This is a genomic window from Methylobacterium oryzisoli (assembly GCF_046557895.1).
GTDB classification, from domain to species: domain Bacteria; phylum Pseudomonadota; class Alphaproteobacteria; order Rhizobiales; family Beijerinckiaceae; genus Methylobacterium; species Methylobacterium oryzisoli.
This window is the reverse complement of the sequence record NZ_JBKIBX010000003.1, coordinates 43,541-56,355: the sequence shown is the minus strand read 5'-3', so window position 1 is coordinate 56,355 and position 12,815 is coordinate 43,541. Positions and strand designations below refer to the sequence as shown.

13 protein-coding genes are annotated in these 12,815 nt (G+C 72.4%); 2 read left to right on the top strand and 11 right to left on the bottom strand.

Annotated features, from left to right (window positions below; all coding sequences use genetic code 11):
- Position 1: 1 nt before the first annotated feature.
- From ACKUB9_RS04365 to ACKUB9_RS04355, 3 genes are all read right to left on the bottom strand, one after another.
- Positions 2-2,059: an acetyl-CoA carboxylase biotin carboxylase subunit gene (locus ACKUB9_RS04365; RefSeq protein WP_407519862.1), complete on the bottom strand. Its 2,058-nt coding sequence runs from the start codon at positions 2,057-2,059 to the stop codon at positions 2-4.
- A 208-nt stretch (positions 2,060-2,267) separates the two neighbouring features.
- Entirely contained in the window at positions 2,268-2,699 is a 432-nt protein-coding gene (locus tag ACKUB9_RS04360) for a hypothetical protein (protein ID WP_407519860.1), read from the bottom strand.
- Between the two features lie 150 nt (positions 2,700-2,849).
- A complete protein-coding gene (locus tag ACKUB9_RS04355; RefSeq protein WP_407519859.1) occupies positions 2,850-3,431 on the bottom strand; it encodes a L,D-transpeptidase in 582 nt (193 codons plus the stop codon).
- Between the two features lie 202 nt (positions 3,432-3,633).
- Here ACKUB9_RS04355 and ACKUB9_RS04350 point away from each other — a divergent pair, with 202 nt between their 5' ends.
- Positions 3,634-4,563, top strand: coding sequence for a histone deacetylase family protein (locus tag ACKUB9_RS04350; protein WP_407519858.1), 930 nt, complete (start codon positions 3,634-3,636; stop codon positions 4,561-4,563).
- A 7-nt stretch (positions 4,564-4,570) separates the two neighbouring features.
- On the opposite strand, the gene ACKUB9_RS04345 is transcribed toward ACKUB9_RS04350, so the two are convergent.
- The 5 genes from ACKUB9_RS04345 to sugE form a co-directional block, all read right to left on the bottom strand.
- The gene (locus ACKUB9_RS04345) at positions 4,571-5,500 is read right to left on the bottom strand and encodes an AEC family transporter (RefSeq protein WP_407519857.1); all 930 of its coding nucleotides are present in this window, start codon (positions 5,498-5,500) and stop codon (positions 4,571-4,573) included.
- Positions 5,501-5,720: 220 nt separating this feature from the next.
- Complete coding sequence (locus ACKUB9_RS04340; protein ID WP_407519856.1) at positions 5,721-6,731, bottom strand: diguanylate cyclase domain-containing protein; 1,011 nt, start codon at positions 6,729-6,731, stop codon at positions 5,721-5,723.
- A gap of 49 nt (positions 6,732-6,780) precedes the next feature.
- Positions 6,781-8,115, bottom strand: a complete 1,335-nt coding sequence (ribB, locus tag ACKUB9_RS04335; RefSeq protein ID WP_407519855.1) for a 3,4-dihydroxy-2-butanone-4-phosphate synthase — start codon at positions 8,113-8,115, stop codon at positions 6,781-6,783.
- 53 nt (positions 8,116-8,168) lie between these two features.
- Positions 8,169-9,281, bottom strand: coding sequence for a chorismate synthase (gene aroC / locus ACKUB9_RS04330; RefSeq protein ID WP_407519854.1), 1,113 nt, complete (start codon positions 9,279-9,281; stop codon positions 8,169-8,171).
- 56 nt (positions 9,282-9,337) lie between these two features.
- The gene (sugE, locus tag ACKUB9_RS04325; RefSeq protein ID WP_407519853.1) at positions 9,338-9,652 is read right to left on the bottom strand and encodes a quaternary ammonium compound efflux SMR transporter SugE; all 315 of its coding nucleotides are present in this window, start codon (positions 9,650-9,652) and stop codon (positions 9,338-9,340) included.
- Positions 9,653-9,886: 234 nt separating this feature from the next.
- Here sugE and ACKUB9_RS04320 point away from each other — a divergent pair, with 234 nt between their 5' ends.
- Complete coding sequence (locus ACKUB9_RS04320) at positions 9,887-10,186, top strand: hypothetical protein (protein WP_407519852.1); 300 nt, start codon at positions 9,887-9,889, stop codon at positions 10,184-10,186.
- Positions 10,187-10,234: 48 nt separating this feature from the next.
- Here the strand turns inward: ACKUB9_RS04320 and era are convergent, their stop codons facing one another.
- From era to lepB, 3 genes are read right to left on the bottom strand one after another with little or no spacing between them, the layout of a single operon-like run.
- Complete coding sequence (era, locus tag ACKUB9_RS04315; protein WP_407519851.1) at positions 10,235-11,146, bottom strand: GTPase Era; 912 nt, start codon at positions 11,144-11,146, stop codon at positions 10,235-10,237.
- A 3-nt stretch (positions 11,147-11,149) separates the two neighbouring features.
- Complete coding sequence (gene rnc, locus ACKUB9_RS04310; RefSeq protein ID WP_407519850.1) at positions 11,150-11,944, bottom strand: ribonuclease III; 795 nt, start codon at positions 11,942-11,944, stop codon at positions 11,150-11,152.
- Between the two features lie 8 nt (positions 11,945-11,952).
- Entirely contained in the window at positions 11,953-12,744 is a 792-nt protein-coding gene (gene lepB / locus ACKUB9_RS04305) for a signal peptidase I (protein WP_407519849.1), read from the bottom strand.
- Positions 12,745-12,815 lie beyond the last annotated feature (71 nt).

Below are 12,815 nucleotides of genomic sequence, written 5' to 3'. Positions count from 1 at the left end.
GTCAGGCGAATTCGAGGATCACCGCGTCCACCGCGAGGCTGTCGCCCTCCTTGGCCTGGATGGTCTGCACCGTGCCGTCGCGCTCGGCGCGCAGCACGTTCTCCATCTTCATGGCCTCGACGATCGCTAGCGGCTCGCCCGCCTTCACCTCCTGGCCGGGCGACACCATGATGCTCTTCACGAGGCCCGGCATCGGGCAGAGCAGCTGCTTGCCCGACCCGCTCGCCTCCTTGACCGGCATCAGGGCAGCGAGGTCCGCCTCGCGCCGTGTGTAGACCCGCGCCTCGGCGGCGGCGCCCGCGTGCTGCAGGAAGACGCCGTTGAGGAGGCCGCGCACTTGGATCGCCGCCCGGGCGCCCCCGACGGTGCCGGTCCAGACCGGTTCGCCCGGGCGCCACGCGCTCTCCACCGTCCAGGCAGTGCCGTCCGCGAAGGTCACGGCGATCCCGTCCGCTGGCCCGTGGCCATCCGCCGGCCCATGGCCGGTCGCCGGCCCGTGGCCGGCCGCGATGGTCTCGACCGTCGCCTCGAAGCGCTGGTCGCCCAGCCACACCACGCGCTCGCGCTCGAAGCGCAGGTATTTCGGGTCGCGCATCTGGCCGGAGATGCCGCGCTTGCGCTCGTTGAGCCGATGGTCGATCGCGGCGGCCACCGCCGCCATCCGGCGCGCCACCTCGCCCGCCGGCACCGGCGCCTCGAAGCCGCTCGGGAATTCCTCCGCGATGAAGCCGGTGGAGAGGCGGCCCTCCCGCCAGCGCGGATGCGCCATCAGGGCCGCGAGGAACGGGATGTTGTGGCGGATGCCGTCGATCGCGAAGGCGTCGAGCGCCTCGCCCTGCGCGGTGATCGCCTCCTCGCGGGTCGGCGCCCAGGTGACGAGCTTGGCGATCATCGGGTCGTAGTGGATCGCGATCTCGCTCCCCTCCTCCACGCCGGTGTCGTTGCGCACGGTCGCGCTGCCCTGCGCGCCCTCGGCCGGCGGGCGGTAGGTCGTGAGCCGGCCGATCGAGGGCAGGAAGTTGCGGGTCGGGTCCTCGGCGTAGACCCGGCTCTCGACCGCCCAGCCGTCGAGCCTCACCTCGTCCTGGGTGAGCGGCAGCGGCTCGCCCGCCGCCACCCGGATCATCAGCTCCACGAGGTCGAGGCCGGTGATCATCTCGGTGACCGGGTGCTCGACCTGGAGCCGGGTGTTCATCTCCAGGAAGTAGAAGGACTTGTCCTGGCCGGCGACGAACTCGACGGTGCCGGCGGAATCGTAGTTCACGGCCTTCGCGAGAGCGACGGCCTGCTCGCCCATCTTCCGGCGGGTCGCCTCGTCGAGGAGCGGGCTCGGCGCCTCCTCGATGACCTTCTGGTTGCGGCGCTGGATCGAGCACTCGCGCTCGCCCAGGTAGATCACGTTGCCGTGCTTGTCGCCGATGACCTGGATCTCGATGTGGCGCGGGTCGGTGATGAACTTTTCCACGAAGACCCGGTCGTCGCCGAAGGACGAGGCCGCCTCGGAGCGGGCGCGCGCGAAGCCTTCCGCCACCTCGGCGGCGGAATGCGCGATGCGCATGCCCTTGCCGCCGCCGCCGGCGGAGGCCTTGATCATGACGGGATAGCCGATCTCGTCGGCGATCGAGACGGCCTGCTCGGGGCTCTCGATCACGCCGAGGAAGCCCGGCACGGTCGAGACCTCGGCGGCGGAGGCCGCCTTCTTCGATTCGATCTTGTCGCCCATCGCCGCGATGGCGCCGGGGTTGGGGCCGATGAACACGATGCCGGCCTCGGCGAGCGCCTTCGGGAAGGCCTCGCGCTCGGAGAGGAAGCCGTAGCCCGGATGCACGGCCTGCGCGCCGGTCTTCCGGCAGGCCTCGATGATCTTCTCGATCACGAGGTAGGACTGGGCGGCGGGCGCCGGGCCGATATGCACGGCCTCGTCCGCCATCGCCACGTGCACGGCATCGCGATCCGCATCCGAATAGACCGCCACCGTCTTGATCCCCATCCGGCGCGCCGTCTTGATGATGCGGCAGGCGATCTCGCCCCGGTTTGCGATCAGGATCTTGTCGAACATCGGATGCCGCGCCCACTCTCCGGACCGGGACGGCGGCAGGCGCCGGCGGGCGGGCCGCCGGCACTCCGGGTCCAGTCGGGTTCAAAACTCAAGCTTTGATCCCGTTAAAGCACTTGCGCGCGGTTCGGCAAGCTGACCAACGGGTGGGGCTCGGCGTTTTCGGGCGGGGCGCGGTCCCCGGCGTCGGCGGGCGCCGGCGCGGGGCCGGTCAGGCCGCGAGGCGGCGGACCGGCGCCAGGAGGATCGCGCCGCCGGTGCCGCCGAGGGCGCAGGCCAGCAGCGTCTCGTGGCTCGATTCCGCCTCGCGGATCACCTCGCGGGCGATCCGCATCCCGAGCGGGGTCGGACCGCCGCCGACGCTCAGCGAGCCGGCGAGCCAGTGGGCGATCTCGGCGTCGATGCGGCCGGTCGGGCGCTCGCCCCACACCGCGAAGTCGACCAGCATGGCGGTCAAGAGATCCGCGAAGGACGGGTCGGCCGCCCGCACCGCCCGGTCGAGGCCGAGCAGCATGTCGGCCTCGTCGCGGCAGGCCAGCCCCTCGGGCAGGATCTCGCGCGCCAGCTCGTTCACGTCGTCGCGTCCGATCGCGCCCTTGGCGACCATACGGTTGCAGAAGTCTTGCAGCGAAGCCTGGATCATCTGTCGTGCCTCCCCGGCTTTTTTGGTGCCGGTGCTTGTCCCTGTCTGAGGACGACTATGCGAGGCGATGTTCCCGTCGGCGGTTAACGCCGAAATCTGAATCGGCGTTCAGGTTAAGCTTGAGCAAGGAGGCAGCGTTGCGAAACGGTTTCAGCGCACGATGACCTTCGCGTCCACGGGCACGCGGTTGAAGAGGTCGACGACGTCGATGTTGCGCATGCGGATGCAGCCCGAGGAGGCCGCCTGCCCGATCCGCTCCGGCTCGTTGGTGCCGTGGATGCGGTAGAGCGTGTCCTTGTTGCCGTCCGCGAGGTAGAGCGCGCGGGCGCCGAGCGGGTTGGCGGGGCCGCCCTTCATCGCGTGCACGTGCGGCCAGCGCCGGACCATCTCGGGCGGAGGATTCCAGTCCGGCCACGACGCCTTGCGGAAGACCCGGGCGGTGCCGGTCCAGCCATAGGCCTCGTCGCCCACCGTCACGCCGTAGCGGACCGCCTTGCGCTCGGGCAGCACGTAGTAGAGCTGGCGCTCCTTCGTCTGGACCACGATGGTGCCGGGCGCCTCGCCGGTCGGGTCGTCGATCAGGTAGCGGGCGAAGCGCGGGTCGGCTTCCGCGTCCGGTACCATCGCCATCCAGGCGGCGTCCTGCGCGGACAGGGCCGGGTCCGGCAGGGACTTGTAGCTGCAGCCCGCGAGCACGAGGGCGGCCGCGAGCGCGATCAGGGGGCGAGGCATCGAAGGGTTTCCACTCGGAGCCCGAAGTCAACCGACTCGTGGTTGCTCAATCCCTAACCTGTAGAGCTTGGCCGGACCGCCGCGAAGACACGGCGGGACATCCGCGGCGTGAAAGCGCGCACGTGTTGCGTCCGTGTCAGCCTCCTGCCACCGTGGCGCACGATCACGAGAGGCCGGCCCCATGCCGGGCCAAGGACCGCGCATGACGACGCTGTATCTCTGCCACCCCGCCTCCCTCGACCACGCCACGCCGACCGGGCATCCCGAGCGGCCCGACCGCATCCGCGCCATCGAGCGGGCGCTGGAGGACGAGCGCTTCTCCCCCCTCGTGCGCGAGCAGGCGCCGCGGGCGGAGCTCGCCGCGGCCGCGCTCGCCCATCCGCAGGCCTTCGTGGACGCGATCGCCGAGGCCGCCCCGCGCGAGGGCATGGTGGCGATCGACGGGGACACGGTGATGTCGCCCGGGACCCTGGAGGCGGTGCTGCGCGCGGTCGGCGGGGCCATGCACGCGGTCGACGAGGTGATGACGGGGCGCGTCGCCAACGCCTTCTCGGCCATGCGCCCGCCCGGCCACCACGCCGAGCGCACCCGGGCGATGGGCTTCTGCGTGTTCAACAGCGCGGCGATCGCGGCGCGCCACGCCCAGAAGGCGCACGGCGCCGCGCGCGTCGCCCTCGTCGACTGGGACGTGCACCACGGCAATGGCTCGCAGGACATCTTCTGGGACGATCGCAGCGTCCTGTACTGCTCCACGCACCAGATGCCGCTCTATCCCGGCACCGGCGCGACCTCGGAGCGGGGCGACCACGACACCATCGTCAACGTGCCCCTGCGCCCCGGCGACGACGGCGAGCGTTTTCGCGAGGCGTTCGAGCACGGCGTCCTGCCGCGCATCGACGCCTTCGCGCCCGACCTGATCCTGATCTCGGCGGGCTTCGACGCGCATTGGCGCGACCCGCTCGCCAACCTCCAGCTGACGGAGGCCGATTTCGGCTGGGCGACGCGCCGGCTGATGGAACTGGCCGACCGGCACGCGGGCGGGCGCGTCGTGTCGGTGCTGGAGGGCGGCTACGACCTCGACGGGCTGTCGCGCTCGGTCGCCGCGCATGTCGAGGCGCTGATGGGGCGGTGAGCGCGGATCAGGCGGCGAGGCCGAGGAGGCCCAACAGGACGATCGGGATGGCGGCGCCGGCCAGCACCGTCTGGGCCGCCGTGATCCCGGCCATCAGGGGGGCGTCCCCGCCGAGCTGGCGCGCCAGGATGTAGGACGAGGAGGCGGTCGGCAGCGCCTGAAACAGCAGCGCCGTCGCGGCGGCAGGCCCCTGCAGGCCGAGCGCGCGACAGGCCAGCAGGGTCGCCACCGGCATGAGCACGAACTTCGCCGCCGAGGCCACGGCGACCGGGCGCGCCCAGCTGCGCGCCGCGCCGAAATCGAGGGCCGCGCCCACGCAGAGCAGGCCGAGGGGCAGCGAGGCTTGGCCGAGCGCCTTGAGCATGGGCTCGATCCCCGGCGGGAGCCCGATCCCGGCCGCCTGCAGGCCGATGCCGATGGCGCAGCCCACCAGCAGGGGATTGAGCGCGAGCTGACGCAGGACCGCGCGTCCGGTGAGCCGTCCCCCGGCGCCGAATCGCGCGAAGACCAGCACGCAGAGCACGTTCACGGTCGGCACGATGGCCGCGTTGGCGACCGCCGCGAGCGCGATGCCCTGCGCCCCGAACAGCCCGGCCGCGGCCGAGACGCCGACGTAGTTGTTGAAGCGCACGCCGCCCTGGAAGACCGAGGTGAAGGCGGCGCCGTCGAAGCCGAGGAGCGGGCGGGCCGCCAGCAGGATCGCCGCGACCGCCAGGGTCGAGGCCACCAGCACGACCGCGAGGGCGGCCACCGGCACCCCGTCGAGCCGCGCCGTTCCGAGCCCGTGGATGAACAGGGCCGGCAGGAGCACGTAGTAGCCGAGCCGCTCGGCCTGCGGCCAGAAAGCCTCCGCCACGAAGGCCGCCCGGCGCAGGGCCGCGCCGAGGCCGATCAGGAGGGCGATCGGGACGAGCGCGAGGAGGATGGGGCCGATCACGCCGTGCGTCCCCATGTCGATCGGGCTCGCAGGCCCGCACGGCGCAGCCGCGGTGTCGAGGCCGGAGCAGCTTTCCGGACGGCCGGGTTCGGCGGCATGGCGGATGGGTCCCTCGCGTCGGGCGCGACCATAGCGGCGCCCGCGCCGGGGGCGAAGCCTGGCCGGTGCCATGGGTCTTGATGCGGACGGCGAGGGAGCGGGATGGTCCGGGCTCTTCCGCTCAGCCGGTCCGCAGCTTGCCTTGGTCCGCCATGGTCCCGGCGCGGTCCGCGGCATGAACCGTCCGCGCGCGCGTCGTGACCCGCGCGGTCTGCGTTGCCGGGTCGAAGATCCGCACGGTGTTCCGTCCCGCGGCCTTGGCGGCGTAGAGCGCCGCGTCGGCCTCGGCGAAGAGGTCGGGCGCCGGGCCGCCGGGCCGCCGCACCAGCGTCGCGCCGACCGAGGCGCTCACGCGCAGGCCGCGGCCGGCCCAGGCGAGCGGCCGGTCGAGCGCGCGGGAGGCCTGCGCCAGCCGTCGGGCGACCTGCGCCGGGTCGAGAGAGGCGGGCAGCAGCACGGCGAACTCGTCGCCGCCGATCCGGGCGATCAGGACGGCGTCCGGGAAGGTGCGCGTCAGCCGCCGCGCCGCCTCGCGCAGGCAGGCATCCCCGGCAGCATGCCCGAGCCCGTCGTTGATCGCCTTGAAGTGGTCGAGGTCGAGCAGGACGAGGGCGGAGACGCCGAGGCTGCCGGTGGTCAGGTCGCGATAGCGGGCCTCGAAGACGCCGCGGTTCGCCAAGCCGGTGAGCGAGTCGTGCTCCGCGCGCTGGCGCAGGCGTGCCCAGGCGGCGCGCTCGGCGGTCACGTCCTGCTTGTAGCCGAACAGGCGCACCGCCCTGCCCTGCTCGCAGGCGACCTCGGCGGCGATCCGGATCCAGCGGCCCTCGCCCCGCGGGGTGCGGATCTCGGAATCGAGCACGAAGCCCTGCCCGGTGCGGAGGGCTGCGGCCCGCATCGCCTCCATCTCGCGGCGGGATTCCTCGGCGTAGAGGTCGACGATCGCCCCGCGCCGCAGGGGAGCGCCGACGGGCAGCCCGAAGAGGTCGTAGACGCCGTCCGTCCAGATCAGCCGCTCGTCCGCGAGGTCGCATTCCCAGGCGCCCATCCGGGCGAGGCGGAACGCCTGCTCGTGCAGGCGCTTGTGGAGGCCGAGCGAGGCGTGCGCGCCGAGCCGGTCGGGACTCCTATCCATCGCGTGGCCAGCCTCTGCGACTCGTCGAGGCCAGCCTGCCGCAGGCACCTTAATCCGGCGTTGCCGACGGGGGACGCGGCATCCCCTCGCTCTCCAGCGGCTCGTCGCCCACCAGTTCGATCCCGAAGCCCGAGAGGCCGACATAGGAGCGCGAGGCGGTGGCGAGGTTGCGGATCGAGACCACGCCGAGATCGCGCAGGATCTGGGCGCCCAGCCCGATCTCGCGCCACTGGCGCACCCGGGCGGCCTCGGCGCCGTCGCCCTGCTCGTCCGGGAAGGCGGTGAGCGGCACGCCCGCGGTGCCGTCGCGCAGGTAGACCAGCACGCCCCGGCCCTCCTGCGCGAAGCGGCGCATCACGCAGCCGATGGCGTGGCCGCCCTCGATCACGTCCGCCACCACGTTGGAGCGGTGCAGGCGCACCAGCACGTCGCGCCCGTCGCCGATGCGCCCGTGCACGAAGGCGAATTGCTGCATCGGCTCGAACGGCGTGGTGTAGGCGTAGCCGGTCAGGTCTCCCCACGCGGTCCTCACCGGGAAGGTGCCGACGCGCTCCACCAGCTTCTCGCGCGCCTGCCGGTAGGCGATGAGATCGGCCACCGAGATCTGGCGCAGCCCGTGCGTCTGCGCGAAGGCCGCGATCTGCGGCCCCTTCATCACCGTGCCGTCGTCGTTGGCGAGTTCGCAGATCACTCCCACGGGCGGCAGCTTGGCGAGCCGGCAGAGATCCACCGCCGCCTCCGTGTGCCCGGAGCGCATCAGCACGCCGCCGTCGCGGGCGATGAGCGGGAAGACGTGGCCGGGGCGCACGAAATCCGCCGCGCCCATGTTGCCGTTGGCGAGCGCCCGCACGGTGTTGCAGCGCTGCTCGGCCGAGATGCCGGTGGTGAGCCCGTGCTTGACGTCCACCGTGACCGTGAAGGCGGTGCCGAGCGGCGCGTCGTTCGAGGCCACCATCGGTTCGAGCCGCAGGCGCCGCGCCTCCGCGGCCGTCACCGGCGCGCAGACGATGCCGCAGGTGTTGCGGATGATGAAGGCCATCTTCTCCGGCGTGCAGAGGGAGGCCGCGACGACGAGGTCGCCCTCGTTCTCGCGGTCGTCGTCGTCCGTGACGACGACGATCTCGCCGCGGGCGAAGGCCTCGATGGTCTCGAGGACGGAAGCGTGGGGCACGGACATCTCCTGCCGCGGGGGCGCGAGGCCCAGGAAGTCGTTCGGGGTCACGGCGCCGCCCGTCTCGCGGGCGACGAGCGCTGCGGTCTCGCGGGTCAGCCAGGGCGCGGGATTGTTGCACAGGCCCGTCACCGCCGCGGGCGACAGGCCGCAGCGCCGCGCGAAGTCGAGGCGGGACACGCCCTGCCGCCGGAGCCAGTCGCCGAGTTTCACCCCGCCGTCATAGACCCGCGGCGGTTTCGGCGAAACTGAATTCTCCCAAAAATTCAGTCCGGCTGAAAGGCCGCGCCGCCCACCTGCCCGCGATGGCGGAGGAAATGGTCGGCAAGCACGCAGGCCATCATCGCCTCGCCCACCGGCACCGCGCGGATGCCGACACAGGGATCGTGGCGGCCCTTCGTCACCACGTCGGTGGCGCGGTTGTCGCGGGTGACGCTGGCCCGGGGCGTGAGGATCGACGAGGTGGGCTTCACGGCGAAGCGGCAGACCACCGGCTGGCCGCTGGAGATGCCCCCCAGGATGCCGCCCGCGTGGTTTGCGAGGAAGTGCGGCGCGCCGCCATTGCCGGGGCGCATCTCGTCGGCGTTCTCCTCGCCGCGCAGGCAGGCCGCCGCGAAGCCGTCGCCGATCTCCACGCCCTTCACGGCGTTGATCGACATCATGGCGCTCGCGAGATCGCTGTCGAGCTTGCCGTAGATCGGGGCGCCGAGGCCCGCCGGCACGCCCTCGGCCACCACCTCGATCACGGCGCCGAGCGACGAGCCGTCCTTGCGCACCGCATCGAGGATGCCGGCCCACTCGGCCGCCGCCACCGGGTCCGGGCAGAAGAACGGGTTGCGGCCGACCTCGTCCCAGTCGAAGCGGGCGCGGTCGATCCGGTGGGGGCCGAGCTGCACCAGGGCGCCCCGGATGGTGAGGCCGGGCAGGACCTTGCGGGCGATGGCGCCCGCCGCCACCCGGGCCGCGGTCTCGCGGGCGGAGGAGCGCCCGCCGCCGCGGTAGTCGCGGATGCCGTACTTGGCCTCGTAGGTGAAGTCGGCGTGGCCGGGCCGGTAGCTGTCGCGGATCTCCGAGTAATCCTTCGAGCGCTGGTCGACGTTCTCGATCATCAGCGCGATCGGCGTGCCGGTGGTGAGCTGGCGCCCGCCCGTGCGGTCGTCCGCGAAGACGCCCGAGAGGATGCGCACCGCGTCGGGCTCCTGGCGCTGCGTCGTGAAGCGCGACTGGCCCGGCCGGCGCCGGTCCAGCTCGGCCTGGATCTCGGCGGCCTCCAGCGGGATCAGCGGCGGACAGCCGTCGACCACGCAGCCGAGGGCCGGGCCGTGGCTCTCGCCGAAGGTGGTGACGCGGAAGAGATGGCCGAAGCTGTTGTGCGACATGGCCGCACCGCTCTAGCGCGGGATGCGGCCGCGCACAAACGCGCGGCCGCTCCGCCTCAGGCGGCGAACTTGAGCCCGAGGATGCCCGCCACGATCAGCCCGATGCAGAGCAGGCGCAGGAGCGTCGCCGGCTCGCCGAGCAGCACGATGCCGAGGATCGCCGTGCCCACCGTGCCGACGCCGGTCCAGACCGCGTAGCCGGTGCCGACCGGCAGCGTCTTGAGGGCGAGGCCGAGCAGCCAGAGGCTGACGATCATGCTCGCGACGGTGAGGAGCGAGGGCACGAGGCGCGTGAAGCCCTCGGTGTACTTGAGGCCGATCGCCCAGCCGATTTCGAACAAGCCGGCGACGAGGAGGTAGAGCCAAGCCATGACGGGGACCCTGTGAGAGGCAGGGCCGTCCCCGCGTGCGGTTCTCCGGCCGGGTCGTCCCGGCCCCATCGAGATAGTGCGCCGGCACACGCGGCCAAGCGGGGCAGCAGCCCGCGCGCGTGCCGCCGCGCACGGATCCGGGCAGCGGCCCGGAGCATGGTCGCGACATCGCCGGAGCGGTCCGGCGATGTCCCTCCCCGCGGTGCTCCCCGCACCCTCCCCGAGGATCCGCCGATGTCCTTCGTCTCCCTCCGCAAGACCGCTCTCATGGCCGCTTCCGCCGTCGTGCTCGGCGCCGGCCTCACCGCCTCGACCGGAGCCGTGGCCGGTCCCTACTGCAAGTTCCATCCCTGCGGCGTGCCCGGCTGGGGCGTCGGCGCGGCGGTGGCCGGCGGCCTCGCGCTCGGTGCGCTGGCGACCGCGGCCCATGCGGCCCCGCGCCCGGTGGTGGCGGAGGATTGCTACTGGGCGCGCCGCCGGGTCGTCGACGCCTACGGCGAGGTCTACGTCGAGCGGGTCCGCGTCTGCGAGTGAGCGGGGTTTTTTCCGCTCCGCCGCCGGTCCGGCGGCCGTGACGGAGGCTCAGCCGCGCGGGAAGTCCAGGCCCATCTCCCGGTAGCGCTCCGGGTCGTCGGCCCAGTTCTCGCGCACCTTCACGTACAGGAAGAGGTGCACCGGCGCCTCGGCCGCCTCGGCGATGTCGACCCGCGCCGCCTGCCCGATCGCCTTGATGGTCTGGCCGCCCTTGCCGAGCACGATCTTCCGCTGGCTCTCGCGCTCGACGAAGATCGTCTGCTCGATGCGCACCGACCCGTCCGGCCGCACCTGCCACTGGTCGGTCTCGACGGTCGAGGAATAGGGCAGTTCCTCGTGCAGCCGGTCGTAGATCTTTTCGCGGGTGATCTCGGCCGCGAGCATGCGCAGCGGCGCGTCCGAGACCTGATCCTCCGGGTAGAGCCAGGGGCCGGGCGGCATCAGGGCGGCGAGCGCGCGCCGCAGGTCGGGCACGCCGTCGCCGGTGAGCGCCGAGATCATGAAGGTGTGGTCGAAGGGCACCCGAGCGTTGAGCGAGGCGGCGAGGTCGAGCAGGCGCTCGCGGGCGATCACGTCGATCTTGTTGAGCACCAGGATCTTGGGCCGGCGCAGGTCGGGGAGTTTTCCCAGCACCGCCTCCACCTCCTCGTCCACGCCCTTGCGGGCATCGACCAGCAGGCAGACCGCGTCCGCATCCGCCGCCCCGCTCCAGGCCGAGGTCACCATCGCCCGGTCGAGCCGGCGCTTGGGCGCGAAGATGCCGGGCGTGTCCACGAACACGATCTGGGCCTGGCCCTCGATGGCGATGCCGCGCACCAGCGCCCGGGTCGTCTGCACCTTGCGCGAGACGATCGAGACCTTGGAGCCGACGAGGCTGTTGAGGAGGGTCGACTTGCCGGCATTCGGCACCCCGATCAGGGCGACGAAGCCCGCGCGGGTCTCAGGGGTATCCTCGGCCATCTCTCATCCGGCGCCCGCGGCGCCCTCCTCCTGGCGCCACACGCCCTCGCGCACGAGGATCAGGCGCGCCGCCTCCTGTTCGGCGAGGCGCTTCGAGCCGCCGATGCCGAGCCCCGGCGCGACGCCGACGACCCGCGCCTCGATGTGAAAGATCGGCGCGTGGTCGGGGCCGGCGCGCTCCACCACCGCGTAGGTCGGCGTCGGCAGGCCGAGCCCCTGCGCCCATTCCTGCAACGCGGATTTCGGGTCGCGGGTCCGCGTGCCCTCGGTCTCGTTCCCGGCCGCGAAGGCGCGGTCGATCACCGCCTTGGCGGCCTCGTAGCCGGCATCGAGGAAGATCGCTCCGAGGATCGCCTCGCAGACATCGGCCAGGATCGCGGCGTTGCGCCGCCCGCCCCCGTGCACCTCGCCGCTGCCGAGCTTGAGGTGCGGGCCGACGTCCCAGGCGGTGGCGACCGCCGCGCAGCTCTCGCGGCGCACGAGGCCGGAGAGGCGCCGCGACAGGTCGCCCTCGTCGGCGCCGGGCAGCGCCGCAAAAAGGCCGTCCGCCACCGCCAGCCCGAGCACGCGGTCGCCGAGGAATTCGAGGCGCTGGTAGCTCTCGAGCCCGCTCCCCGCGCTGACATGCGTGAGCGCCCGCTGCAGCAGGCCGGGATCGCGGAAGGCATGGCCGATCCGCTCCTGGAGGGCCGCGAGGTCGGGCCGCTCGCGCCGGCGCTTGCCGCGCCCGCCCGCGGGCTTGAGCTCGCCTGCCGCGGGCGCGCTCGCCGCCGGCTCGGTCGCGTCGGCGGCCCCCACGGCCGTCCTCAGTGGATCGGGTTGAACAGGCGGCTCCAGCGCACCGTCCAGGGCCAGTTCCAGATCTGCCACGCGGAGGCGCCCTCGTCGATCGAGAAGAAGATCACCTCGGCCCGCCCGACGAAATTCTCGAAGGGCACGTAGCCGACGCTGCCGAGGTCGCGCGAATCCGTCGAATTGTCGCGGTTGTCGCCCATCATGAAGAAGTGGTTCGGCGGCACCGTGTAGACCTGGGTGTTGTCCCACATGCCGCGGTCGCCGTCGCGCTCGATGATCCGGTGGGAGACGCCGCCCGGCAGGGTCTCGATGAATTGCGGCACCAGGATCGGCTGGCCGAAGGCGTCAGAGGTGGCGTAGTCGGCGATCTGCTCGCGCTTCACCGTCTTGCCGTTGATCGTCAGCGTGCCGTTGATCATCTGGATCCGGTCGCCCGGCAGCCCGATCACCCGCTTGATGTAGTCGGTGGCGTTGTCCTTGGGCAGCTTGAACACCGCGATGTCGCCGCGCTTCGGCTCCGCGCCCCAGATCCGGCCCTTGGCCTCGAAGGGCAGGTACTCGCTCAAGGGCAGCGAGTACTTGGAGTAGCCGTAGGAGTACTTCGACACGAAGAGGTAGTCGCCGATCAGCAGGGTCGGCACCAGCGAGCCCGACGGGATGTTGAAGGGCTGGAACAGCAGGGTGCGCACGACGAGCGCGATCAGCAGCGCCTGGAGGCCGACCTTCACGGTCTCCTTGATCGACTCCCACAGGCCGGCCTCCTTGGCCGGCTTGAGGTCCTGGTTCGTGCGCGCGCGTTCCATTGCGTTACGTCTCCGGCGGTCCGTCATCTCGCCTGGGGTCTGTCACCTTGGACCTGTCACCTGGGCGACCG

What these genes read in the sequence shown, in the direction of transcription:
- ACKUB9_RS04365 (WP_407519862.1), bottom strand. Translation starts at nt 2,059, where the DNA reads ATGTTCGACAAGATCCTGATCGCAAACCGGGGCGAGATCGCCTGCCGC.
- ACKUB9_RS04360 (WP_407519860.1), bottom strand. Translation starts at nt 2,699, where the DNA reads ATGATCCAGGCTTCGCTGCAAGACTTCTGCAACCGTATGGTCGCCAAG.
- ACKUB9_RS04355 (WP_407519859.1), bottom strand. Translation starts at nt 3,431, where the DNA reads ATGCCTCGCCCCCTGATCGCGCTCGCGGCCGCCCTCGTGCTCGCGGGC.
- ACKUB9_RS04350 (WP_407519858.1), top strand. Translation starts at nt 3,634, where the DNA reads ATGACGACGCTGTATCTCTGCCACCCCGCCTCCCTCGACCACGCCACG.
- ACKUB9_RS04340 (WP_407519856.1), bottom strand. Translation starts at nt 6,731, where the DNA reads ATGGATAGGAGTCCCGACCGGCTCGGCGCGCACGCCTCGCTCGGCCTC.
- aroC (WP_407519854.1), bottom strand. Translation starts at nt 9,281, where the DNA reads ATGTCGCACAACAGCTTCGGCCATCTCTTCCGCGTCACCACCTTCGGC.
- sugE (WP_407519853.1), bottom strand. Translation starts at nt 9,652, where the DNA reads ATGGCTTGGCTCTACCTCCTCGTCGCCGGCTTGTTCGAAATCGGCTGG.
- ACKUB9_RS04320 (WP_407519852.1), top strand. Translation starts at nt 9,887, where the DNA reads ATGTCCTTCGTCTCCCTCCGCAAGACCGCTCTCATGGCCGCTTCCGCC.
- era (WP_407519851.1), bottom strand. Translation starts at nt 11,146, where the DNA reads ATGGCCGAGGATACCCCTGAGACCCGCGCGGGCTTCGTCGCCCTGATC.
- lepB (WP_407519849.1), bottom strand. Translation starts at nt 12,744, where the DNA reads ATGGAACGCGCGCGCACGAACCAGGACCTCAAGCCGGCCAAGGAGGCC.